Annotated in this window: 22 protein-coding genes and 2 tRNA genes; 12 read left to right on the top strand and 12 right to left on the bottom strand. The window is 61.1% G+C overall.

Annotated features, from left to right (window positions below; all coding sequences use genetic code 11):
* Positions 1–105 precede the first annotated feature (105 nt).
* Positions 106–747, top strand: coding sequence for a bactofilin family protein (locus ACPW75_RS13305; protein ID WP_077096383.1), 642 nt, complete (start codon positions 106–108; stop codon positions 745–747).
* A gap of 41 nt (positions 748–788) precedes the next feature.
* On the opposite strand, the gene ACPW75_RS13300 is transcribed toward ACPW75_RS13305, so the two are convergent.
* Positions 789–1,337, bottom strand: coding sequence for a cytochrome b (locus ACPW75_RS13300; protein ID WP_039215989.1), 549 nt, complete (start codon positions 1,335–1,337; stop codon positions 789–791).
* 219 nt (positions 1,338–1,556) lie between these two features.
* On the opposite strand from ACPW75_RS13300, the gene ACPW75_RS13295 reads away from it, so the two are divergent.
* Positions 1,557–2,375, top strand: a complete 819-nt coding sequence (locus ACPW75_RS13295; RefSeq protein ID WP_077096382.1) for an ABC transporter substrate-binding protein — start codon at positions 1,557–1,559, stop codon at positions 2,373–2,375.
* A gap of 61 nt (positions 2,376–2,436) precedes the next feature.
* Positions 2,437–3,399: a sensor domain-containing diguanylate cyclase gene (locus ACPW75_RS13290; RefSeq protein WP_179101428.1), complete on the top strand. Its 963-nt coding sequence runs from the start codon at positions 2,437–2,439 to the stop codon at positions 3,397–3,399.
* Between the two features lie 78 nt (positions 3,400–3,477).
* On the opposite strand, the gene crr is transcribed toward ACPW75_RS13290, so the two are convergent.
* The 4 genes from crr to cysK all read right to left on the bottom strand — a co-directional run bounded on the left by crr (position 3,478) and on the right by cysK (position 7,471).
* Positions 3,478–3,987, bottom strand: a complete 510-nt coding sequence (crr, locus tag ACPW75_RS13285) for a PTS glucose transporter subunit IIA (protein ID WP_005303134.1) — start codon at positions 3,985–3,987, stop codon at positions 3,478–3,480.
* A 43-nt stretch (positions 3,988–4,030) separates the two neighbouring features.
* Complete coding sequence (gene ptsI, locus ACPW75_RS13280) at positions 4,031–5,758, bottom strand: phosphoenolpyruvate-protein phosphotransferase PtsI (protein WP_011706834.1); 1,728 nt, start codon at positions 5,756–5,758, stop codon at positions 4,031–4,033.
* A 44-nt stretch (positions 5,759–5,802) separates the two neighbouring features.
* Positions 5,803–6,060 carry an HPr family phosphocarrier protein gene (locus ACPW75_RS13275; protein WP_005303128.1) on the bottom strand — a complete coding sequence of 86 codons (258 nt, stop codon included), beginning with the start codon at positions 6,058–6,060 and terminating at the stop codon, positions 5,803–5,805.
* 442 nt (positions 6,061–6,502) lie between these two features.
* Positions 6,503–7,471 carry a cysteine synthase A gene (gene cysK, locus ACPW75_RS13270; protein WP_042871008.1) on the bottom strand — a complete coding sequence of 323 codons (969 nt, stop codon included), beginning with the start codon at positions 7,469–7,471 and terminating at the stop codon, positions 6,503–6,505.
* Between the two features lie 167 nt (positions 7,472–7,638).
* On the opposite strand from cysK, the gene ACPW75_RS13265 reads away from it, so the two are divergent.
* Genes ACPW75_RS13265 through ACPW75_RS13255 form a run of 3 tightly spaced genes read left to right on the top strand, consistent with a single transcriptional unit; the run spans position 7,639 to position 10,825 of the window.
* Positions 7,639–8,481, top strand: coding sequence for an AAA family ATPase (locus ACPW75_RS13265; protein ID WP_077096380.1), 843 nt, complete (start codon positions 7,639–7,641; stop codon positions 8,479–8,481).
* Positions 8,482–8,484: 3 nt separating this feature from the next.
* Positions 8,485–9,648 carry a vWA domain-containing protein gene (locus ACPW75_RS13260; RefSeq protein WP_077096379.1) on the top strand — a complete coding sequence of 388 codons (1,164 nt, stop codon included), beginning with the start codon at positions 8,485–8,487 and terminating at the stop codon, positions 9,646–9,648.
* A gap of 55 nt (positions 9,649–9,703) precedes the next feature.
* On the top strand, positions 9,704–10,825 hold the full coding sequence (locus ACPW75_RS13255; protein WP_077096378.1) for a beta-ketoacyl-ACP synthase III: 1,122 nt from the start codon (positions 9,704–9,706) through the stop codon (positions 10,823–10,825).
* Between the two features lie 64 nt (positions 10,826–10,889).
* Here the strand turns inward: ACPW75_RS13255 and tsaA are convergent, their stop codons facing one another.
* Positions 10,890–11,597, bottom strand: coding sequence for a tRNA (N6-threonylcarbamoyladenosine(37)-N6)-methyltransferase TrmO (gene tsaA, locus ACPW75_RS13250; RefSeq protein WP_190284000.1), 708 nt, complete (start codon positions 11,595–11,597; stop codon positions 10,890–10,892).
* Positions 11,598–11,844: 247 nt separating this feature from the next.
* On the opposite strand from tsaA, the gene ACPW75_RS13245 reads away from it, so the two are divergent.
* Positions 11,845–12,825 carry an NAD-dependent epimerase/dehydratase family protein gene (locus ACPW75_RS13245; protein ID WP_077096376.1) on the top strand — a complete coding sequence of 327 codons (981 nt, stop codon included), beginning with the start codon at positions 11,845–11,847 and terminating at the stop codon, positions 12,823–12,825.
* Positions 12,826–12,895: 70 nt separating this feature from the next.
* Here ACPW75_RS13245 and ACPW75_RS13240 read toward each other — a convergent pair whose 3' ends face one another.
* The 4 genes from ACPW75_RS13240 to cydD form a co-directional block, all read right to left on the bottom strand.
* Complete coding sequence (locus tag ACPW75_RS13240; protein ID WP_077096375.1) at positions 12,896–13,288, bottom strand: DUF488 domain-containing protein; 393 nt, start codon at positions 13,286–13,288, stop codon at positions 12,896–12,898.
* A gap of 22 nt (positions 13,289–13,310) precedes the next feature.
* Positions 13,311–13,682, bottom strand: a complete 372-nt coding sequence (gene rcsF / locus ACPW75_RS13235) for an Rcs stress response system protein RcsF (protein WP_010633326.1) — start codon at positions 13,680–13,682, stop codon at positions 13,311–13,313.
* Between the two features lie 253 nt (positions 13,683–13,935).
* Positions 13,936–15,681: a heme ABC transporter ATP-binding protein/permease CydC gene (gene cydC, locus ACPW75_RS13230; protein WP_077096374.1), complete on the bottom strand. Its 1,746-nt coding sequence runs from the start codon at positions 15,679–15,681 to the stop codon at positions 13,936–13,938.
* Entirely contained in the window at positions 15,674–17,443 is a 1,770-nt protein-coding gene (gene cydD / locus ACPW75_RS13225) for a heme ABC transporter permease/ATP-binding protein CydD (protein ID WP_077096373.1), read from the bottom strand. The genes cydC and cydD overlap by 8 nt, the downstream gene beginning before the upstream one ends.
* A gap of 201 nt (positions 17,444–17,644) precedes the next feature.
* Between cydD and ACPW75_RS13220 the strand changes: the two genes are divergently transcribed.
* Together ACPW75_RS13220 and ACPW75_RS13215 are read left to right on the top strand one after the other, a co-directional pair.
* Positions 17,645–17,718 (top strand) — tRNA-Gly (locus tag ACPW75_RS13220).
* Between the two features lie 95 nt (positions 17,719–17,813).
* Positions 17,814–17,888: transfer RNA gene (locus ACPW75_RS13215), tRNA-Gly, on the top strand.
* 146 nt (positions 17,889–18,034) lie between these two features.
* On the opposite strand, the gene arcA is transcribed toward ACPW75_RS13215, so the two are convergent.
* A complete protein-coding gene (gene arcA / locus ACPW75_RS13210) occupies positions 18,035–18,754 on the bottom strand; it encodes a two-component system response regulator ArcA (RefSeq protein ID WP_011706824.1) in 720 nt (239 codons plus the stop codon).
* A gap of 376 nt (positions 18,755–19,130) precedes the next feature.
* On the opposite strand from arcA, the gene ACPW75_RS13205 reads away from it, so the two are divergent.
* The gene (locus ACPW75_RS13205; RefSeq protein ID WP_077096372.1) at positions 19,131–19,547 is read left to right on the top strand and encodes a DUF3293 domain-containing protein; all 417 of its coding nucleotides are present in this window, start codon (positions 19,131–19,133) and stop codon (positions 19,545–19,547) included.
* Between the two features lie 42 nt (positions 19,548–19,589).
* Complete coding sequence (locus ACPW75_RS13200; RefSeq protein ID WP_011706822.1) at positions 19,590–20,069, top strand: putative 4-hydroxy-4-methyl-2-oxoglutarate aldolase; 480 nt, start codon at positions 19,590–19,592, stop codon at positions 20,067–20,069.
* Positions 20,070–20,074: 5 nt separating this feature from the next.
* Here the strand turns inward: ACPW75_RS13200 and ACPW75_RS13195 are convergent, their stop codons facing one another.
* Entirely contained in the window at positions 20,075–20,551 is a 477-nt protein-coding gene (locus tag ACPW75_RS13195) for a hypothetical protein (RefSeq protein WP_076360198.1), read from the bottom strand.
* Between the two features lie 104 nt (positions 20,552–20,655).
* On the opposite strand from ACPW75_RS13195, the gene ACPW75_RS13190 reads away from it, so the two are divergent.
* The gene (locus tag ACPW75_RS13190; RefSeq protein WP_084865641.1) at positions 20,656–21,858 is read left to right on the top strand and encodes an ISL3-like element ISAeme19 family transposase; all 1,203 of its coding nucleotides are present in this window, start codon (positions 20,656–20,658) and stop codon (positions 21,856–21,858) included.
* Positions 21,859–21,998 lie beyond the last annotated feature (140 nt).

Genomic DNA, 21,998 nt, shown 5'->3' with positions numbered 1-21,998 from the left:
GCAATCTGGTCGCTTGAGCTAGGTCCATGCCCGCGTATCGCGGGAAACGAGAGTGAGGGGTTGACCCCGGTCTTGCATCCATCTGCCCGCAAGAGGGAATGGTCAATGACATTGATGCCTGAAAGGATCCTGGCTCGCATCGCGATGCGGCCACGCAGTGACGCGCTGTATCTCATCTGGTTCTGCTGGGGCCTGGCGTTGCTGCTCTATGTGGCGGGATCTGCATATTACAAATTACCCATAGTGCCGTTGCTACTGATGGTGCTGCTGTTGATGGTGGAGAAAACCAAGATGTTTGGACGAAAGCGCAATGAGTCTGAGGTGGTCGGGGTGGGGAGCACGACCACGGTGATCGCCAAGGGGGCCCGTTTCAAGGGCGAGTTGCAGGTGGAGGGCAATCTGGATGTGTATGGCCAGTTCGTCGGGACGCTGCTGCTGAACGGCGGGACGGTACGCATCATGGAAGGTGGCCGGATTGAAGGGGATGTCAGCGCGGCTCACGTGATCATCAATGGCACTCTGGATGGCACTTGTGCCTCGAGCGAGGTAGAGACCCTCGAAAACGGCAAGATGAAGGGGTTGTTCAAGGGCGGGAGCCTCTCCATCCGCAAAGGAGGCCAGTTTGTCGGCCAGTCCCAATCTCAGGAGGAGCAGAAGGGCGAGAGCAAGGGCAACGTCAAGCAACTGCAGCCTGAAGGTAAAAACAAGGCTGTCGATGCTGCCGAGGTTGTGGCCAAACAGGCCTGATCAAAAGAGGGGCGAGTACGCCCCTCTTTGCTGGCAAGGGATCAACTGCGCCGTTCGGGCAGCATATTGGTCAGGGTGTTGTCCTTGAGCACATGGTGGTGGTAGATGGCTGCCGCCGCGTGCAGGGCAATCAGGGCATAGCCAATGTTGGCCAGCGTCTCGTGCAGCTCCTTGATGGTGCCCTTCAGGCCGTCGTCGGGGGCGATGAGGGCGGGGAGCTCCAGGCCGAAGAAGGGGATGGGCTTGCCGCCCGCGCTCAGCAGCAGCCAGCCCAGCAGCGGGGTGAGGATCAGGAAGCCATAGAGCGCCAGGTGGGCGAGCTTGGCCAGCGTGAGCATCAGGGGGGAGAGCTCGGGCACGATGCGCGGTGAGGGGCTACCCGCGCGCACCAGCAGGCGCACCACCACCAGCGCCAGGATCAGCAGACCCACCATGAAGTGAAACTCCTTCATCAGGTCGCGGCCAGCCGACCCTTTGGGGAAGATGTCCCTGAACTCCATCAGCGCATAGACGGCGATCATCAGCAGCAGGGTCAACCAGTGCAGCCCTATGCTCAGGCTGCCATAACGTTGTTCGGTATTTTTCAACATGCTCATATCCTTCTCAGGGCTCGCATTGCATCAAGGGTGGTCGCATCGGGCATCCTGCCCCCGCACCATTCCTTTTCATGTTACCGCGCAGATGTGTCAAAACCTTGATCTCGGTGTGTTTTTTAACATCTTATTTGCAACTCGTCCGACACACTCTGTGCCGAGTCTATGCTTCTGATCAACAGGGCCATGCCGGCCAGGGTGGTGAGGGGTTGCATCATGAAGCATCTGAGGGTGGGCGTGCTGGCAGGCTTGATGCTGCTGGCCATGCTGCTGGGGATGACGGGGGTCGACGAGGAGCGGCTGGCTGCGGCAGAACCTGGCCGACCGACTCATTTTTCAGCCTATCTTGGTTTGTTGCCGGGGCTCATCGATTCCAACGGCACAGGTCCCTTCGTCGACCTGGTCAAGGCCATCGCCGGGCTGGATGACGGGGTGGAGGTGAGCGTGATGGTCTACCCCATGTCCCGTGCCACCCGCAGCGTGGTGGTGGGGGAGGCGGACTTCAACCTGCCGGCGCTGCGCAATCCCTACATCGACGAGTCCATGCTGCCCTATCGCTTCAGCTCGGCGACCTTTGGCAAGGTGACCCACGTGCTCTACAGCAACAGTGCGGCGCCCATTACTCCCGCCATGGTGCTGGGCTACGAGTACACCAAGCGGGATCTGCTCATCGAGGGGGTGACCGACTTCTGGCCCTTCTCGGTCAAGCGCTCCCTCTCGCTCGAGCAATCCCTCGGCAAGCTGAGCCGGGGCCGCATCGATGCCTTTCTGTGGGCGCAGGAGGAGGCGGATTTCACCCTGCGCAAGATGGGGCTGACCAATATCCATCGGGTCTATTTTGGCGAGTTCGACGATGTGTTCATCATCCCCAAAGGGCCGAAAGGGGATGCGGTCGACCGTTTCCTGACCCAGTCCATCGAGCGGCTCAGAGCCTCCGGTCAGCTCGACAAGATCTACTCCGCCATTCACGGCCCCTATCAGGAGTGGCAGCCGGGAGAAAATGCTGCGACCAAGGCGGTCAGAGTCGCGCAATGAGCGCTTTACCCGCGATCAGCGCTCACTTACCTTTGAACGATACCTTGGTAAGGGAGTTACCTTGAACATCACCGATCCTGTGATCCTGACCGAGCTGCAGCAGATCCTGTTTCGCTCCTTCGACGTGATCCCGTTTCCGATCCTGATTTCGGAATCCGCCTGCAGCGAGACGCTGGGCAGCATACCCACTCGACTGTCGGAGATCCCGGCCCGCCATCACAGGTTCGTGAACCGGGCCTTCGTGACTCAGCTGGGCTATGACCTGACGGATCTACCCGACATGGCCAGCTGGTTTGCCACCGTCTATCGCGATGAAGAGAGCAGGGCCCAGGCGATTGAGCGCTGGAACCAGGCGGTGATGACCAGCCTGGCCAACGGCGCGGCGGTGGCCGAGATGAACGCCAGTCTCTACTGCAAGAGCGGCCAGCAGCGCTGGTTTACCATCACGGCCCAGCTGACGGCGGATGCCATGCCGGGCTGGCACATAGTGACGCTGCGCGACATCCACGACCTGCACTGCATGATAGAGGAGGTGAGCCGGCTCTCCTGTACCGATCCGCTGACCGAGCTTGGCAACCGGCGTGCTGCTGGCCAGCAGTTGCAGGCGCTCTGGCTGCAGGGGGCGCCCTTCTCGGTGATCCTGTGCGATATCGACCACTTCAAGCAGATCAATGACCGCTACGGTCATCCCGCCGGGGATGCGGCGCTGTGCGAGGTGGCGCGCATCATGGCGCGGCAGCTGCAGCCCGCAGAGCATCTGGCCCGCTGGGGCGGGGAGGAGTTTCTGTTGATCCTGCCTGGGGTGGACGCTGAACAGGTGGTCGAGCGAGCCGAGCAGTTGCGCCGGCAGTTTGTCGACCATGTGGTCGCGTGGGAGGGGCAGAGTTTTTCCCTGACGATGAGTCTGGGTTGTGCCACCCGAGGCGATGGCCATAGTAGCGACAGCCTGCTGCAAGTGGCGGACAAGGCGCTCTACCAGGCCAAGAGCAACGGTCGCAACCGGGTGGTATTCGGCAGGGCCTAGCCGGAAAACGCCCATAAAAAAACCGAAGCCTGGGCTTCGGTTTTTTGTTGCAGCGACGGGCGCTGGGCCCATGCGGCATTATTTCTTGATGCGGATCACCGGGGTCTCGCCCACGGTCACGGCACCTGTCATCTTCACCAGCTCTTTGATCTCGTCCATGTTGGAGATGACCACCGGAGTCAGGGTAGATTTGGCTTTGGCTTCCAGAACGGCCAGATCGAACTCGATGATGGTGTCACCGCGCTTGACCTGTTGACCTTCCTGGGCGATGCGCTTGAAGCCTTCGCCTTTCAGCTCAACGGTGTCGATACCGAAGTGAACGAACAGCTCGATACCAGAGTCGGATTCCAGCGAGAACGCATGGTTGGTCTCGAAGATCTTGCCGATGGTGCCGTCGCACGGCGCAACCATCTTGTTGCCAGCCGGCTTGATGGCGATGCCGTCGCCGACGATCTTCTCGGCGAAGACTACGTCGGGCACATCTTCGATCGGTACGATTTCGCCTGACAGCGGGGCAAAGATTTCGATGCCACCGGTATCAGAACTGTCATCGGAAACCAGTTTCTTCAGTTTATCAAACAGACCCATAGTAAAAGCTCCTAGAGATGATTGTCGCTGTTTGCAGCCGATCTTAGCAGACTGCCTTCTGCTTAATAAAGTTATCTACACAGGCTTCGATTTCGGCGGCGGTGGCAAAGCTCAGCGCTTGATCAGCCATGGCCTTCACATCTTCGAAGTTGGTGTTGCGGATAAGCTTCTTGATACGCGGTACAGAGATGGCGCTCATGGAGAACTCATCCAGACCCATACCCAGCAGCAGCAGGGTGGCACGCTCGTCACCAGCCAGTTCACCACACATACCGGTCCACTTGCCTTCGGCGTGGGATGCATCGATAACCATCTTGATCAGCGTCAGGACGGAGGGTGACAGCGGGTTGTACATGGCGGAAATCATCTCGTTACCACGGTCGACAGCCAGGGTGTACTGGGTCAGGTCGTTGGTACCGATACTGAAGAAATCCACTTCCTTGGCCAGATGATGAGCCATCACGGCAGCAGCCGGGGTCTCGATCATGATACCCACTTCGATGGATTCATCAAAGGCTTTGCCTTCGGCGCGCAGTTCGGCTTTCAGCGTCTCTACGGTAGCCTTCAGGCTGCGGAACTCTTCGACAGAGATGATCATCGGGAACATGATGCGCAGTTTGCCGAAGGCAGACGCACGCAGGATGGCCCGCAGCTGGGCGTGCATGATGTCGGCGCGATCGAAGAAGATCCGCACGGCACGCCAGCCCAGGAAGGGGTTCATCTCTTTCGGGAAATTCATGTAGGGCAGTTCTTTGTCGCCGCCGATGTCCATGGTGCGCACGATGATCGGCTGATCCGGCATCGCTTCGGCCACTTCTTTGTAGGCTTTGAACTGCTCGTCTTCGGTCGGCAGCGCGTCACGGTCCATGAACAGGAACTCGGTACGGTACAGACCCACGCCCTCGGCGCCGTTGCGGATGGCACCTTCGGTATCCTTGACGGTACCGATGTTGGCGCACACTTCGACCTGATGGCCATCCAGGGTGATGGCAGGCAGATCTTTCAACTTGGCCAGTTCATCTTTCTCGGCCTGGAACTGGGCCTGGAATTGCTTGGCTTCGTTCAGCTGTTCGGCAGTCGGATTGATGATGATCTGGTTGTTGATCGCGTCCAGCACCAGCACGTCACCATTCTTGACGCGCTCGGTGATGTCGTTGGTACCCACGATGGCCGGCAGCTCCAGGGAGCGGGCCATGATGGAGGTGTGGGAAGTACGGCCACCGATGTCGGTGACGAAACCCAGCACGTATTTCAGGTTAATCTGAGCGGTTTCGGACGGGGTCAGGTCTTTGGCGACCAGGATCACCTCTTCGTCGATGGTGCTCAGGTTGACAACGGCGATGCCCAGTACGTTCTTGACCAGACGGGTACCGATGTCACGGAAGTCGGTGGCGCGCTCGCGCAGATAGGGATCATCCAGCTCGGCCATCATCTTCGCGTACTGCTCGATGACCTCGTAGATGGCCTTGTCAGCGGTGGCCTTGTTGTCTTTGATGAAGGATCTGATATCCCCTTCCAGCTCTTCATCTTCGAGCAGCATGATGTGGCCTTCGAAGATGGCCTCTTTTTCTTCACCGAAGGTGCGACCGGCCATCTCTTTGATGGCTTCCAGCTGTGCGGCTGACTTGGTGCGGGCTTCGAGGAAGCGGTTGATTTCGGCATCAATCTGTTCGGCAGCGATTTTGCCCTGATTGATAACGATTTCATCTTCTTTCAGAAGAAGCGCCTTGCCGAATGCGATACCGGGGGACGCAAGAATGCCAGATATCATAATCCTTCCTATTAAAACGACTGTGGGGGAGGAATAAAGCTGGATTACTCCAGCTCGTCCATCAGGGCAACCAGCTTCTCAACGGCTTTCTGAGCGTCCGGGCCGTCGGCCTGGATGGTCACGTTGGTGCCTTTGGTCAGGCCCAGGGTCTGCAGCTTGAACAGGCTCTTGGCGCTGGCGGATTTGCCACCGGAGACCACAGTGATCTCGCTTTGGAATTCTTTGGCTTCTTTCACGAACTGAGCTGCCGGACGGGTGTGCAGGCCGTTTTCAGCAGTAATAACAACAGACTTCTCGTACATGGTTTCACCCCATATTATTGATATTTTTTGGTGTGAGGGACGCTTTTGACGCTTCCTTCTCGCACCGTGTCAGTATGGATATGTTGTAAAGTAACGAAATCAGACCTGCAATGGTTTAATCCAGGTCAATTTTCTGTGCAGTATTCGGTGTCTGCCTCAACTCTTTTCCGTTATCGCTCTACAAGCCGCGTCAATGCTGGCTTGAAATTATTTTATAACGAAAAATAACACTTTGTTACTTTGTGATACCTAGTCGGCAAACACCTCGTGACGCGGCACAGGATATGAGATTTATCACAGAATGTCTGCTTTTTTTGTCGCTGGGTTGCTTGTTATTTTACCCCGAAAAATAAGGGGTCGACTGGCGCTGCCAAGTGCTCAGTCTAGCCCATAAAGAAACGGCGCTCCTGGGAGCGCCGTTGTTTTGAAATAATCCGATCACTTATTGCTGCAGTTCCTGCTCGCTGAACACCCCGGCAAACAGAGCGCTGGAGAGGTAACGTTCGGCGGCGCTCGGCAGAATGACGACGATGGTCTTGTCGGCAAATTCCGGCAGTTCGGCGAGGCGGGCTGCGGCCACCACGGCGGCGCCTGAGCTGATCCCGGCCAGGATCCCTTCCTCTTCCATCAGGCGGCGAGCCATCTCGATGGCATCATCGCTGCTCACCTGCTCGACGCGGTCCAGCAGGGTCAGGTCCAGGTTGCCCGGGATGAAGCCGGCACCGATTCCCTGGATCTTGTGGGGACCGGGTTTGATTTCAAGACCGGCCAGACGCTGGCTGATCACCGGCGATTCGCTCGGCTCGACGGCGACGGAGACCACCGCCTTGCCCTTGGTCTGTTTCAGGTAGCGGGAGACACCCGTGATGGTGCCGCCGGTGCCGACGCCTGCCACAAACACATCCACCTGACCATCGGTGGCATCCCAGATCTCGGGGCCAGTGGTCTTCTCGTGGATTTCCGGGTTGGCCGGGTTTTCAAACTGCTGCAGCAACACATATTTGCCCGGCTCGGATTCGAGGATCTCGTTGGCCTTGGCAATGGCCCCCTTCATGCCGAGCGGCCCTTCGGTCAGCACCAGATTGGCGCCGAGTGCCTTGAGCAGTTTGCGGCGCTCCAGGCTCATGGTGGCCGGCATGGTCAGGGTGATGGGATAGCCACGGGCGGCGGCCACGAAGGCCAGAGCAATACCCGTGTTACCGCTGGTGGGTTCGATGATCTCCTTGCCCTTGGTCAGGACGCCGCGTTTCTCGGCATCCCAGATCAGGTTGGCGCCGATGCGGCACTTGACGCTGAAGCTCGGGTTACGGCTCTCAATCTTGGCCAGCACGCGGCCCTTGGTAACACGGTTGAGACGAACCAGCGGGGTGTGACCTATGGTCTGGCTGTTGTCCTCAAAAATTTTGCTCATGGTGCTATCCCTGTTTGTTACGGCGATGAAACAAGATTACCCTGTGGTTTCTGAATGAGAAGTGACGATTTGTTATAACAATATGTTATTACAAGATATAGAGCTTATTCTTTCTTATTGGGGCCTCGATCTCAAAAAGGTCTCTCATCGTCAAAGGAATGGACGTTATGGGATTTGCAGGAAGCGATCGCTATCTCGCCTCTGAATCGCTCAAGATGGCGGTCAATGCCGCCATCTTGCTGGAAAAGCCCTTGCTTATCAAAGGGGAACCCGGCACAGGCAAGACCGAGCTGGCTGAAGCGGTGGCTCGCCATCTGGGCACCGAGCTGATTGCCTGGCACATCAAATCCACTACCAAGGCCCAGCAGGGACTCTATGAGTACGATGCGGTGGCCAGGCTGCGTGACTCCCAGCTTGGCGACCCCAGGGTGGGGGAGATCAGCCACTACATCCGTCGGGGCAAGCTGTGGCAGGCCTTCACCGCCGACCAGCGCCCGGTGCTGCTCATCGATGAAATCGACAAGGCGGACATCGAGTTCCCCAACGATCTGCTGCAAGAGCTGGATCGGATGGAGTTCGACGTCTACGAGACCGGCGAGCGCATCAAGGCCCAGCAGCGGCCGGTGGTCATCATCACCTCCAACAACGAGAAGGAGCTGCCGGATGCCTTCCTGCGCCGCTGCTTCTTCCACTACATCCGCTTCCCCGACAAGGCCGAGATGCAGGCCATCGTCAAGCTCCACTACCCAAACCTCAAGGAGAGCCTGCTCGGTGAGGCGATGGATCTCTTCTTCGAGCTGCGCGAGGTAGAGGGGCTGCGCAAAAAGCCCTCCACCTCGGAGCTGCTGGACTGGATCCGGCTGCTGTTGGCCGACGATATCGCCCCCGAGGCGATGCGCACCCGCGAGCCGGGCAAACTGGTGCCTGCCCTCTATGGCGCCCTGCTCAAGACCGAGCAGGACCTGCATCTCTTTGAGAAGCTCGCTTTTCTGGCCAGACGCGGCAGCTGACCCATGCTGATCGACTTTTTTACCCATCTGCGCCGTCACAAGCTCCCCTGCAGCCTGCGCGAATTGCTGGACTTGCACGCGGCGCTGGCAGCCCGGCTGGCCAGCCTCGACATGGACGAGTTCTACCAGCTCTCCCGCTGCCTGCTGGTGAAAGACGAGGCTCACTATGATCGCTTCGATCGCGCCTTCGCCGAGTATTACGAAGGGTTGGCCGCCATCCCCCTGTTACCGGAGAGCCTGCCCGAGGAGTGGTTGCGCCAGGAGTTCGAGCGGCTATTGAGCCCAGAGGAGAAGGCGTTGCTCACATCCCTCGGCGGGCTCGACCAGCTACTGGAGACCCTAAACCAGCGCTTGAACGAGCAGAAGGAGCGTCACGCCGGCGGCAACAAATGGGTAGGTACCGGCGGCAGCAGCCCGTTCGGCCACGGCGGTTTTCACCCGGAAGGGATCCGCATGGGGGGAGAGGGCCAGCATGGCAAGGCGGTCAAGGTGTGGGAGGCAAGGCATTACCGCAACTTCAGCGACGACTCGCCGCTCGGCCAGCGGGCCATTCAGCTGGCGCTGCGCAAGCTCAGGCGCTGGGTGCGCCGGGGCAATCCCGACGAGCTGGATCTCGACGACACCATCCAGAGCACGGCCAGACAGGGCTGGCTCGATGTGAAGCTCAGGCCCGAGCGCCACAACGGGGTCAAGCTGCTGGTCTTCTTCGATGTGGGGGGCTCCATGGATGCCCACGTGGCCGAGGTGCAGCGCCTCTTCTCGGCCCTGCGCCACGAGTTCAAGCATCTGGAGTACTTCTACTTTCACAACTGTCTCTACGACTTCGTCTGGCAGGACAACGCCCGCCGGCACGAGGCGCGCTTCGATACCCTGCGCCTGCTGCGCACCTACGGCAGCGACTACAAGGTGATCCTGGTGGGGGATGCCACCATGGGCCCCTACGAGATCACCTGGCCTGGCGGCAGCGTCGAGTATTGGAATGAGGAGGCCGGTCAGGTGTGGCTGGCCCGCCTGCAGCAGCACTTTCCAAAGCTGGTGTGGATCAACCCCACCCCGCGCCGGGAGTGGCTCTGGCACCCCTCCATCAAGCTGATGAACGAATTGATCGGCGGGCGCATGCACCCGCTGACCCTGGCGGGTCTGGCTGCGGCCATCGACCAGCTGTGACCCTCTCTACCCGAACAGACCAACAAGCCGGGAGTGAACCCGGCGAGGAGCAAAGATGACCTCTATCGTGATCAGTGGCTCAGGCCTCTATACCCCTCCCTTTGCCGTCAGCAATGAAGCGCTGGTGGCCGCCTTCAACCAGTACGTGGATCTCTACAACGAGGAGAACGCCTCCGCCATCGACGCCGGCCAGTTGCCCGCCAAGCAGCACTCGAGCAGTGAGTTCATCGAGAAGGCCTCCGGCATCAAGAGCCGTTATCTGGTGAGCAAGGAGGGGGTGCTGGATCCCGACATCATGCAGCCGCTGCTGCCTGAGCGGCCCGATGACAAGCCCTCCATCATGGTGGAGATGGCGGTGGCCGCCGCCGAGCAGGCGCTGATCGCCGCCGGTCGCGAGCCCGGCGAGATCGATCTGGTGATTGTCGCCGCCTCCAACATGCCGCGCCCCTATCCGGCCCTCTCCATCGAGCTGCAGCACTATCTGGGGGCGGGCGGTATGGCGTTCGACATGAACGTGGCCTGCTCCTCCGCCACCTTCGGCATCAAGACCGCCGCAGACATGCTGGCGGCCGGCAGCGCCAAACTGGCGCTGGTGGTCAATCCGGAGATCTGCTCGGGGCACCTCAACTTCCGCGATCGGGACAGTCACTTCATCTTCGGCGACGCCTGTACCGCCGTGCTGCTGGAGCGGGAGGCCGATTGCCAGGCGGCCAACCCCTGGCAACTGGTGGCCAGCAAGCTGGTGACCCAGTACTCCAACAACATCCGCAACAACTTCGGCTTCCTGAACCGACTCAGCCCGCGCACCCGCTACAGCGACGACAAGCTGTTCCGCCAGCAGGGGCGCAAGGTGTTCAAGGAGGTGCTGCCGCTGGTGTGCGACCAGATTGCCGGCCAGCTCGACGAGCAGGGCTGGTCGGCGGATTCCCTGAGCCGGCTCTGGCTCCACCAGGCGAATCTGACCATGAACCAGTTCATCGCCCGCAAGCTGCTCGGCCACGATGCCAGCCAGCAGGAGGCACCGGTCATTCTCGACAGCTATGGCAACACCAGCTCGGCAGGCTCCATCATTGCCTTCCACCTCCACAACGGCGACCTTCCCGCCGGGGCGCGTGGCGTGCTCTGCTCGTTCGGCGCCGGCTACTCCATTGGCAGCCTGCTGCTCACCCGTTTGTAAGGGGGGCCGAGCAGCGGCAAGCAACAAAAAACCACCCGGGCGGGTGGTTTTTTTTATGGCTGGCTCACTGGGCCGGCTCGATGGCGAGCACTTGGCAACTGGGCTCGCTGATGCGAAAGCGCACGTTGCAGTCAAACAGCCTGACGCCGTACTCCTTGTCATCCGGCTTGCCTTTCTTGTAGGCGGGGCGGGGATCCTGGGCCAGCACTTCTCTCACCAGCAGGCGCAGCTCGGGGTGGGCCTTGAGCCAGGGTTGCAGCTGCTGCTCCGCCTCGGGGCTGAAACTCACCGCCAGCGGCGGGGTGGGGGCATCGGGGGCGAAACCGCCGCGAGCATCCGGCAGGCTGTCGGCATAGGGAATGTAGGGCTTGATGTCGACAATGGGGGTGCCATCGAGCAGGTCCACCGCCCCCAGCTCGAGCCAGAGTTTGCCGCGCTCACGACCGACCCCGTGCAGCTCGACCACCGAGAGACCGAGCGGGTTGGGACGAAAGGTGGAGCGGGTGGCAAATACTCCGACTCGCTCGTTGCCGCCCAGCCGTGGCGGGCGCACGGTCGGGTGCCAGCCCTGCGCCATGGTCTGGTGAAACACGAAGCTGAGCCAGAGGTGGGAGAATTGCTCGATGCCGCGCAGCACGTCCGGCTGATCGTAGGGGGGCAGCAGCTCGAGGCGGGCGCGGGCCGATTTGACCAGACCGGGCTGGCGCGGGATGGCGAACTTCTCCTTGTAGGGAGAGCGGATGATACCCAGGGTGTCGATTTCGAACTTCATGGCGGATCCTGACTGAAAACCCCGGCAATGTAGCACAGCGGCCCTTAAAACGCAGGCTTGCCCGCCGGCCGGTGGCTGCCTGCTTGCCGTGATCCCGCTCGCATCCCGGCCGCTTCGGGGCTGTATCGCGCCGCCAAGTTGCGTAGGGTGGGCGCAGGATGAGTGAACGGCGCGTCCGCCAGCAGGGCGGCTCGCTACAACCGGCGTGACCACAGGAGAGGGGCCGCGCCGCACAGGAGAGACAGGGATGAAACTGCTGATCATCGGCGGCACCGGATTTCTGGGGCGCCATCTCACGGCGCTGGCGCTGGACTGGGGCCACGAGGTGACCTTGTTCAATCGCGGCCGACGCCAGCATCCGGACTGGCGCGAGCTCAGCCAGCTGCAGGGGGACCGGGATCAGGACCTGACCCCGCTGCATCGCTATCAGGGAAGCTGGGATCTGGCCATCGACACCTGCTGCTATCGCCCCGAACAGGCGGCGAGCCTCTCGGCCGCCCTGCTCGGGCGCTGCGAGCGGTTGATCTTCATCTCCACCATCAGCGTCTATCGCGACTTCGCCCAGCCCGGGCAGGACGAGTCGGCGCCGCTGCACGAGATTGCCGAGGGGGAGATGCCGGAGGATTACGGCCCCCTCAAGGTGCTGTGCGAGGCCACGTACCGCTCCCGTTGGGGCGAGCGGCTCTGCGTTTTGCGCCCAGGTGTCTTGTGCGGCCCCCATGATCCCACCGGCCGACTGGCCTGGTGGGTGAAGCGGGTGCAGCAGGGCGGCCCCTGGCTGCTGCCGGGGCAGGGGGAAGACCGGCTGCAATATCTGGACGTGCGCGACTGCGCCGAGTTCGTGCTGCGGGCCGCCGAGCAGCAATTGAGCGGCATCTTCAATCTGGTCAAGCCCGGTATCGCGCTGAACGACTGGGTGGATCGCCTGGCCGCCAGGCTGGCACCTGCGACCTCGATCGCGCCGGAGTGGGCGCCCTGGCCCGCGCTGCTGGCCGCCGGGGTTGAGCCCTGGCAGAGCTATCCGACCCTGTTGCCCAATGAGCAGCCCGAGTATGCAGGCTATGGCCGCATCAGTGCCGAGGCGGCCATCGTGCAGGGCCTCAACTTTCGGCCGCTGGAGGAGACGGTGGCGGACGTGGCCGAGTGGCTGGCCGGCGCGCCGGACGCCGTGGTGGCCGCCGGCATCACCGCCGAGCAGGAGACGCGGCTGCGTCAGCTTGTCTGGTAGCGGCCAGCAAGTGTGGCAGCAAAGCAAAAGGGCATCGAGAGATGCCCTTTTCTGTCTGGTGTGAGCACTGCTATTCAGCCCGCATGGCGGCGCCGGCAGCGGTCATTTGCTCGCGCAAGATGGCGCGATGACAGCGGGACTCCTGCTCGCAGTAGCAGCCCACCGACAGGTTGGTGGTGTGGGAGAGGGCGGCCAGCAGCGCCAGATCGTGTCTGGCGGCAGGGGTCGCCAGCTCGGCCTTGTACTGTTTGCAAAAGGCGCTCCACTGGGCGGGCGTTGCGGCAGCCTGGCCCAGCTTCATGGTGTCGTTGCTGGGGGCGAGATTGGGGAACCAGACGTCGTACCAATCCTGGCTGGCAAACTCGGTTTTGGGCACGCCACGGGGCGGGCGGCGCACGGTGCCGATCCGCAGTCCCTCGTCGGGCAGGCGGGGCGTGCCGAGGCGAACGATGGCCAGTGCCATGCAGGCTCCTTACCGTTGACGCTTATTTCTCGGTGGCGACTTTCAGCGCCTGGCCGTAGCAGATCACCTGCTTCAGGCAGCCCGGGGTGTCGCTGAATTCGGCGCACTTGTCGAAGGTGACGCCGTTGCCACCCATGTCGGCCACGCGGCGGCGAGCCAGGGTACGGGCCTCGCCGGCGTTGGGGATCGGCTGCTTGGCATCGCTCTGGCAGGACTCCCCTTCGACGGTGCCGAGATAGAGGTAGTTGAGATCGGCCAGCTGGCCCTGTTCATAGATCTGAACGCTGCCCGGCTTGAAGTACTCGTCGAAGTTCTCTTTGTCCAGATTGCTGTTGAAGGCAAAGTCGGCGCAGCCGGAGGCAATCAGGGGCATCATCAGGATCAGGCGTTTCATCGTCTCGTATCTTGTGTCGGTGATGAGGACAGTAGCAAGGCGCAGGCGCTCCATGTCGGCATCTTGTGGAATAACGAAGGAGCCATTATAGGGGCCAGTCGACGGTGTCGACCAGCCCCATTTTTAGCCGTATGGGCGGGGTGTGACCAGGATCCGGCCGTGTGTTGCCCGTGCAGCTGCACGCTGCCGGCAAAGATGACTGGCCCGGTGTCATGAGAGAGGGGCGCACCGGGCGCCCCTCTCTCGTTGCTCATCAGGCCGGTGCTAGCCGCTGATGCAGGCTGCGGTAGTAGTCGTCCGCCAGCAGCGTCTGATGGGGGGCGCAGAGGCGGATCTGCCCCTCTTCCATCAGGGCGATCCGGTCCATCTGCTCCAGCCCCAGCAAACGGTGGGAGATCAGCAGCAGGGTGCGATCCGCCCCCAGCTTGAACAGCAGATCCATGATCTCCCGCTCGGTCTGGCTGTCGAGCCCCTCGGTCGGCTCATCCAGCAGCCAGAGCGGCGCGTCGTGCAGCAAGGCGCGGGCGATGCCGATGCGGCGGCGCTCGCCACCGGAGAGCGGCCGACCGCCATCCCCCAGCCAGGCATCGAGCCCGCTGTCGCTGTGGCCGTTGTCATCTTCCAGCAGATTGGCAAGGCCGACCTGGGTCAGCACCTGCACCAGCTGCTCGTCACTGGCATGGGGGGCGGCCAGCTTGAGGTTGCCGCGCAGGGTATCAGCAAACAGGTGCACCCGCTGGCTCACCACCGAGAGGGAGGCGCGCAGCGCCCCTTCGCTGTAGTCGGTGAGCGGCTTGCCATCGAGCAGGATCTTGCCGGCCTGCGGGTTCCATTCGCGGGTCAGCAGTCCCATCAGGGTCGATTTGCCGCAGCCGGTCTGGCCCAGCAGCGCCAGTTTTTCACCGGCCTGCAACTGCAGGGTGCAGCCGCGCAGCACCGGCTGCGGGTTGCCTGGGTAGCTGAAGTAGAGGTCGCTTATCTGCAACGCCCCCTGTGGCGCGTGGCGCTGTTCGTGGCCCCACTCGGGGGCCTTGGCCTCCTGCAGGATCTCGTTGAGGCGGCGGGCCGAGGTGAGGCTGGTGGAGAGGTGCTGGAAGGCACCGGCCAGCGGCATCAGCGCCTCGAAGCTGGCCAGGGTGGCGAACACCATCAGCGCCGTGATGGGATCCGGCGCGGCGCCTGCTACCCCGTGACCGGCCAGCCACAGCATCAGGGTGAGGGTCCAGCCACTCAGCAGTTGCACCGAGCAGTTGGCCAGCCCGCTCACCCGGGCCATGCGGGCCTGGGCCTGGATCAGCGCCTGTTCGGCCTGCTGCAGCTCGTCACGCGCCCGGGGGGCGGCGGCAAACATCTGCAGCTCGGCCTGGCCATCCAGATAGTCCACCAGACGGGTACGCAGGTTGGACTTCTCGGCGATCAGCTGGCGACCGGGGTGGCGGCCGAGGAAGTAGAACACCAGCGGCAGGGCCAGCATGCCGAACAGCAGGATGGCGCCCAGTATCAGGGCCAGGTCGGCATCGAACAGCGAGAGGAAGAACACCAGACCGGCGCTGCTGAGCAGGGCCGCACCGATGGGAGTGACCAGCCGCAGGTAGACGTGGTCCATGGCGTCGATGTCGGCCACCAGCCGGTTGAGCAGATCCGCCTGGCGAAAGCCTGCCAGGGCGCCGGTGGAGAGTGGCGAGAGCTTTTGCCAGAACCAGACCCGCAACCGGGTCAGCACCCGGAAGGTGGCGTCGTGGCTCACCACCCGCTCACCCCAGCGGCCGGCGGTGCGGATGATGGAGAAGAAGCGTACCCCGCCAGCCGGCGTCATGTAGTTGAAGGTGTCGCGACTGGCGACCGCCATCCCCGCAACGGCGGCGGCGGAGAGGAACCAGCCGGAGAGCGACAGCAGTCCCATCCCGGCCACCAGGGTCACCAGGGCCAGCAGCAGGCCGAGGGAGAGGCTCAGCCAGTGCTGGCGATAGAGGCGCAGAAACGGCAAGAGATCAGTCATCGAGAGAACCCTCGTTACGTTGGGAGAGCAGGCGGGCGAACGGCCCCTGCGCGGTACTCAGTTGCTGGAAGCTGCCCTGCTCCACCAGCTTGCCACGCTCCAGCACCAGGATCTGGTCCATCTTGGTGAGCTGGTCGATGCGGTGGGTGATCATCAGCAGGGTTTGGCCTGCCGCGGCCTGTTCGAGCGTGGTCATGATGGCCCGCTCGGAGTGGCGATCCAGGCTGGCGGTCGGCTCGTCCAGCACCATCAGCTGGGTGGACTTGAGCAGGGTACGGGCCAGGGCGAGGCGCTGGGCCTGGCCGACCGAGAGGCCACCGGCCTGATCCCCCACCGCATAGTCGAGCCCTTTCTCCATGGCAAACTCCCACGCCTGAGCCCGTTTCAGGGCCTCCTCCAGTTCGCTGTCACTGGCGGAGGGGTTAGCCAGCAACAGGTTGTCGCGCAGCGAGGCGTGGAACAGCTGCGGGTTCTGGGAGAGCCAGCCCAGCTGGCGGCGCCACTGGCTCATGTCGAGGCTGGCCAGCTCCTGGCCGTTGACCTTGAGCTCGCCGCGATAGGGGGCAAAGCCGAGCAGGGCATTGACCAGCGAGCTCTTGCCGGCGCCGCTGATGCCGATGAGGGCGGTGCGCGAGCCGGACGCCAGGGTGAAGTCGATGGGGCCGACCAGCACCTTGCCCTCGGCGCTCAGCACTTCAAGGCTTTTGGCTTCTACCTTGATGGGGGCGTCGGCATGGAAGGGCGCATGGCCTGAGGCGGGTTCCGCCACCTCGGCTTCGAGAAACTCCAGCAGCTGTTCGGCGGCGCCGATGGCCTGCGCCTTGGCGTGGTAGTGGGCGCCGAGTTCGCGCAGCGGGGCATAGAACTCGGGGGCCAGAAACAGCACGAACAGGCCGGTAAACAGGGTAACTTTGCTGCCATAGTGGCCGAAGTTCAGGTGATCGATATAGGAGAAACCGAAGTAGACGGCCACCAGCGCCACCGAGAGGGCGGCGAAGAACTCCAGCACGGCGGTGCTGAGGAAGGCAAGGCGCAGCACCTCCATGGTGCGTTCGCGAAAATCTTCCGACGCATCGCGAATGGCATCCCCTTCCGCCTGGGTGCGCATGAAGAGCTGCAGGGTGCGCAGCCCCTTTAGGCGATCGAGGAAGTGGCCAGAGAGACGGGCCAACGCCTGGAAGTTGCGGCGGTTGGCATCGGCGGCGCCGACCCCCACCAGGATCATGAACAGCGGAATGAGCGGCGCCGTGCCCAGCAGGATCAGGCCGGCTGCCCAGTTGACCGGGAACACGGCGACCAGGATCACCACCGGAATAAACACGGCAATCGCCATCTGCGGCAGATAGCGGGAGAAGAAATCCTGCATGTTTTCAATCTGTTCCAGCAGCAGGCTGGCCCAGCTGCCGGCCGGTCGACGCTGGATGTAGGCCGGTCCCAAGCGGCCGAGGCGGGTGAGCACCAGCTCGCGGATGGCCTGGCGCACCGCGCTGCCGGCCTTGAAGCTGGCCACCTCGCGACCATAAGCCAGTGCGGCCTTGGTCAGGGTCACCAACAGCAGGGCGATGAAGAGGGGAATGGATTGCGCCGGCGTGGTGCCTTCGATGATGAAACCGTGCAGCAGGGTGGCCAGCAGCCAGGCCTGCGCCACCATCAGGATACCCTGACCCAGGCCAAAGCCGATGGAGAGGCCGATCCAGCGCCGGCCGTGGCTCGATTGATTGCGCAACCAGCCATAGAGTCGTTTTTGCGTTTTTTTATCCATTACCACCATCCTCGCGTCGAGTGGCGCAAGACTATCCTCGCCCCCCAGGCTTGGCAACCTTGTAAATTCCGGCTTGTGAAAACGGTTGATTGAAAAAGCGGCGCGCTGCTCATTAGTTGGTCGAACAGATTGATTTACGGTAAAAAACCGTATCGAGGTGATTGCGCTCGGCGGCAAAATGCATATAGTAGAGGCCCTGACGCGGGTGTAGTTCAATGGTAGAACGGTAGCTTCCCAAGCTGCATACGTGGGTTCGATTCCCATCACCCGCTCCAAATTCCAGATAATGGTCAAGGCCGTTGTCACCCCAGCCGAAACGGCTGTCTGTTGTGGGGTTTCCCCATCACACCAAGCAAGTTTTTGATGCCAGGCGGGCATCGTATAATGGCTATTACCTCAGCCTTCCAAGCTGATGATGCGGGTTCGATTCCCGCTGCCCGCTCCAGCCTTCATGCAAAAAGCCCACTCCTGCGAGTGGGCTTTTTGTTGTCTGTTTTTTGATGCCGGCGATAGTGTCAGCTCGGCCACCCTGAAAGGCACAGAAATGGAAAAGGCGCCAACGGCGCCTTTTCAACTCGGGAGGAGGGAGGATTACTCCTGCTCCAGCTCGCCGCAGAAGCGATAGCCTTCGCCGTGGATGGTGGCGATGATCTCCGGAGTGTCGTTGACGCTCTCGAAGTGCTTGCGGATACGGCGGATGGTGACATCCACGGTGCGGTCGTGGGGCTTGAGCTCACGGCCGGTCATCTTCTTGAGCAGCTCGGCACGGGTCTGGATCTGGCCCGGGTTTTCACAGAAGTGCAGCATGGCGCGGAACTCGGAGCGCGGCAGCTTGAACATGTCGCCAGCCGGGCTGACCAGGGCGCGGCTGTTGATGTCCAGTGCCCAGCCGTTGAACAGGTAACGCTCCACCAGCTTCTTCTCTTCGCCACCGGCGGCCACGTTCATGGTGCGGCTCAGCAGGTTGCGGGCACGGATGGTCAGCTCACGGGGGTTGAACGGCTTGGTGATGTAATCGTCGGCACCGATCTCCAGACCCAGGATCTTGTCCACTTCGTTGTCGCGACCGGTCAGGAACATCAGGGCGATGTTGTCGTCCTCACGCAGCTCGCGTGCCAGCAGCAGGCCATTCTTGCCCGGCAGGTTGATGTCCATGATCACCAGATTGATGGTGTGGGAAGTCAGAGCCTGATGCATCTCGTCGCCATTGTTGGCTTCGAGCACGATATAGCCCTCTGCCTCGAAGATGCTTTTCAGAGTATTGCGAGTGACCAGTTCGTCTTCGACGATCAGAATGTGTGGTGTTTGCATGAGTATTCCCAGATTCTTATCAGTTAGTTATCTAAATTTTAACACTCTTTGGCGTTACCCGACCGGTCCTGAAAATTTATTACGTCATCCTGGGTATGAATGTCAGGTCGGATTATCGCGAATTTGGCATCAGCGTTGGCAAACATCCCTGTGCCACACATAGGCTCTCAATAAGTCTGATCGAGAGAAGCCTGGAAAGGTAGTCCATTACAAAAGTGGCTGCATTTTATCAGTTAACAGGCGCATAACAACACTCTTTGCCGTCAGATAGCAACTTTTTAACTCTGGTTTGATATAGGTCAAACCCTGAGTTCACAGCATGATACTTGGGGTTGCCCCCATTTTCGCCCCTATAAAATGTAATGGAATGTAACATGTGGTTGACATGAATTTGTGGGAAAACTACAGAAAAATCTGCTTTATTGCACCCTTTTCGGCGCCGAAATGGCCTGCCTACGCCATTGTGACGGCCTGGAATCCTGCCAGTCGCCAGCTGGGAATGCGTCGCAATACCCGCCGTCAGTGGGCCCTGTGGCGGGCCATTGCGGCGGTTCCTCGCTGGCAGGTGATGGGGCCTTGTCGGGGCAGTTCGCTGGATGAAAGCTGGCAGGAGTCGTCGCTGCTGCTGGCCTCCACGCGCAGCGAGGCCATCCGGCTGGCGGCCCGCTTTAGCCAGAATGCCATCTACTGGGTGGAACAGGGGGAACTGTGGCTGCTGCCAGTGTTGCTGATGGGGGAGCCACACCATCTGGGCAGAATTGAATCCCACTGGATTGTCAGGGACTCTGCTTGATGAAAGAATGAGCGAATTCATGTCCATGGAAGGAGACTTATGATGCTGGATCTACTGCCCGATCTCTGTGACGAGTACGGCGATGCTCTGCAGGTGGCGGAGCCGCTGTTTCAAAATTTTGGTGGCAAGGCGCTGTTTCACGGCCAGGCGGTCACTCTCTCCTGCTATGAGGACAACAGCCTGGTGCGGGAGCTGGTCAACCGGCCCGGGCAGGGGCGGGTGATGGTGATCGATGGCGGTGGCTCCCTGCGCCGCGCCCTGCTCGGCGATCAGCTGGCGATCAAGGCGGCGGAGCAGGGCTGGGAAGGCATCGTGATCTACGGCGCCGTGCGCGACGTGGGCACGCTGGCGACACTGGCGCTGGGGGTCAAGGCATTGGCGCCCTGTCCGGTCAAAACCGAGAAGCGGGGACAAGGGGAACTGGATGCCGTGGTGTCGTTTGCCGGGGTGACCATACATCCGGGTGACTACGTCTACGCCGATCTCAACGGCGTGCTGGTGAGCGCCACCCGGCTGATCTGATCCCGCTAGAAGTTGAAGCCGACCCCGACGCTGAGGGATTGTTCGGTGCTAAAGGCGCTGACACCGTAATTGGCGGTGATGGCCAGTTGCGGGGTCAGCAGCAGGCTGGTGTTGAGCTCCAGCAGGGTGCTGGGTTTGTTCACTTCCAGCTGTTTGAGCTGGCTGCCGATGTTGAGCATGGGGGAGAGCTGATAGCGCACCCCCGAGCTCAGGTTGTAGCCCGATTGCTCGCTGCTGGGGCCGATGGCCGGGCCTGCTTCCATGTAGAGGCTGACGCCATCGTGCAGCGGATACTGATAGCCGGTATTGATGAGCCAGAGATCGAAACTGTCGTTGTGATGAGCCTGATTGTCGAGCAGCACGCCGGAGTAACTCTTGACGTAGAGCTGGCTGTTGGCGTCGTTCTTGAGGAAATCCCAGTCGGCGGCCTGGGCGGTAAGGCTGAGGCATGAGACGAGTGCGATGACGGATGATTTGACCATTCTTTTGGTTCTTCGCGGGATCTTGGGGAAGTGGAAGTTGACAGACAGGGTGCTGGTAAACTGGCTGTCTCCAAACACACCACCACCATCACCCTGCTGTCGCCGTGCATCATATTGATATTGCCTCCTTCTGGCCAGGTTATACCGTCATCGCCCAAGCGCTTTCTGCCAACCATCACACCCTGTTTACCCTTGAGCCTCGCGCCGACCTGTTGCCCCGTTGTCGCCGATGCCTGCAACCCACGCCATTGATCCACGACCAACGTATCCGCCGGGTGCGTGAGCGAGACCTATTTGACCGACAAGTCTGGTTACAACTGCCTGTTCGCCGCGTCGACTGTCTGCGCTGTGGTCGCGTCAGTGAACATATCGACTGGCTCCCCTCTGGCTCCCGCCTCACCCGGCGCATGCAGTGCTGGATTGAAGCGCTCGTTCAGTACCTCCCCATCCGCCATGTCAGCCAGCTCACCGGGGTCGGTTGGCACACCATCAAGGAGATCGACAAGCGCCGTTTGCAGACCAGTGTGGGCACCATCGAACTTGGGGAGGTGCGGCGGCTGGTGATGGATGAGTTTGCCCTGCACAAGGGACACCGCTATGCCACCGTGATCATGGATGCCGAGCGAACCCGCGTCCTGTGGGTGGGGCACGGCAACAGCCGGGCCGCTATCCGTCCCTTCTTCGAGCAGCTCGGCGAGCGATGCCAGCAGATTGAGGCGGTGGCGATGGACATGAACACGGCGTTCGACCTGGAGGTGAAGCAACACTGCCCGCAGGCGGAGGTGGTCTACGACCTGTTCCACGTGGTGGCTCGCTATGGCCGAGAGGTGGTGGACCGGGTGCGAGTGGAGCAGGCGAATGCACTGAAAAGCGATAAACCGGCGCGAAAAGTGGTCAAAAGTGCGCGTTGGTTGCTGCTACGTAATCGGGCGAAGCTGAGTGAAAAACAGGATGTGAAGTTGCAGGAGCTGTTGGCGGCGAATCAACCGCTGGCGATGGTGTACGTGCTGAAAGAGGCGTTGAAGGGCATCTGGTATGCGCCGAGCGTGTGGGAAGGATGGCGACGATGGCGGAGCTGGATGCGGCAGGTGAAGGAAAGCGGGCTAGCGCCGCTGCAACGATTTGGTCGAAATTTATCGAAATATATGCGGGGGATCCTGGCGAGTGCAAACTACCCGATGCACACGAGTGTGCTGGAAGGGGTGAACAACAAGATCAAAGTGATAAAGCGTATGGCATATGGATTTAGGGACTCAGAATACTTTTTTCTGAAAATCAAGGCGGCCTTCCCCGGAAAGCCGCGATGAACCATTCTTTTCCCCTCCCTGGGTCCGGAACAGGAATACAAGCATGGCACATGCCAGCTGGTAGTAAAGGGAACCCCGATCACAATAAAACAGTTTTGATTTGCTCCGCTCTCATGATACACAGGCCCCCATCACCATGT

The sequence above is a fragment of the Aeromonas sp. FL131 genome, assembly GCF_049860615.1.
Classification (GTDB): Bacteria; Pseudomonadota; Gammaproteobacteria; order Enterobacterales; family Aeromonadaceae; genus Aeromonas; species Aeromonas hydrophila.
Note: the sequence above shows the minus strand (reverse complement) of the source record. Positions and strands in the feature narration are given on the sequence as shown.

Excerpts from the sequence above, each read along its gene's own strand:
- ACPW75_RS13305 (WP_077096383.1), top strand. The coding sequence starts at position 106 with ATGACATTGATGCCTGAAAGGATCCTGGCTCGCATCGCGATGCGGCCA.
- ACPW75_RS13300 (WP_039215989.1), bottom strand. The coding sequence starts at position 1,337 with ATGTTGAAAAATACCGAACAACGTTATGGCAGCCTGAGCATAGGGCTG.
- ACPW75_RS13295 (WP_077096382.1), top strand. The coding sequence starts at position 1,557 with ATGAAGCATCTGAGGGTGGGCGTGCTGGCAGGCTTGATGCTGCTGGCC.
- crr (WP_005303134.1), bottom strand. The coding sequence starts at position 3,987 with ATGGGTCTGTTTGATAAACTGAAGAAACTGGTTTCCGATGACAGTTCT.
- ptsI (WP_011706834.1), bottom strand. The coding sequence starts at position 5,758 with ATGATATCTGGCATTCTTGCGTCCCCCGGTATCGCATTCGGCAAGGCG.
- ACPW75_RS13275 (WP_005303128.1), bottom strand. The coding sequence starts at position 6,060 with ATGTACGAGAAGTCTGTTGTTATTACTGCTGAAAACGGCCTGCACACC.
- cysK (WP_042871008.1), bottom strand. The coding sequence starts at position 7,471 with ATGAGCAAAATTTTTGAGGACAACAGCCAGACCATAGGTCACACCCCG.
- ACPW75_RS13265 (WP_077096380.1), top strand. The coding sequence starts at position 7,639 with ATGGGATTTGCAGGAAGCGATCGCTATCTCGCCTCTGAATCGCTCAAG.
- ACPW75_RS13260 (WP_077096379.1), top strand. The coding sequence starts at position 8,485 with ATGCTGATCGACTTTTTTACCCATCTGCGCCGTCACAAGCTCCCCTGC.
- ACPW75_RS13255 (WP_077096378.1), top strand. The coding sequence starts at position 9,704 with ATGACCTCTATCGTGATCAGTGGCTCAGGCCTCTATACCCCTCCCTTT.
- tsaA (WP_190284000.1), bottom strand. The coding sequence starts at position 11,597 with ATGAAGTTCGAAATCGACACCCTGGGTATCATCCGCTCTCCCTACAAG.
- ACPW75_RS13245 (WP_077096376.1), top strand. The coding sequence starts at position 11,845 with ATGAAACTGCTGATCATCGGCGGCACCGGATTTCTGGGGCGCCATCTC.
- ACPW75_RS13240 (WP_077096375.1), bottom strand. The coding sequence starts at position 13,288 with ATGGCACTGGCCATCGTTCGCCTCGGCACGCCCCGCCTGCCCGACGAG.
- rcsF (WP_010633326.1), bottom strand. The coding sequence starts at position 13,682 with ATGAAACGCCTGATCCTGATGATGCCCCTGATTGCCTCCGGCTGCGCC.
- cydC (WP_077096374.1), bottom strand. The coding sequence starts at position 15,681 with ATGACTGATCTCTTGCCGTTTCTGCGCCTCTATCGCCAGCACTGGCTG.
- cydD (WP_077096373.1), bottom strand. The coding sequence starts at position 17,443 with ATGGATAAAAAAACGCAAAAACGACTCTATGGCTGGTTGCGCAATCAA.
- arcA (WP_011706824.1), bottom strand. The coding sequence starts at position 18,754 with ATGCAAACACCACACATTCTGATCGTCGAAGACGAACTGGTCACTCGC.
- ACPW75_RS13200 (WP_011706822.1), top strand. The coding sequence starts at position 19,590 with ATGCTGGATCTACTGCCCGATCTCTGTGACGAGTACGGCGATGCTCTG.
- ACPW75_RS13195 (WP_076360198.1), bottom strand. The coding sequence starts at position 20,551 with ATGGTCAAATCATCCGTCATCGCACTCGTCTCATGCCTCAGCCTTACC.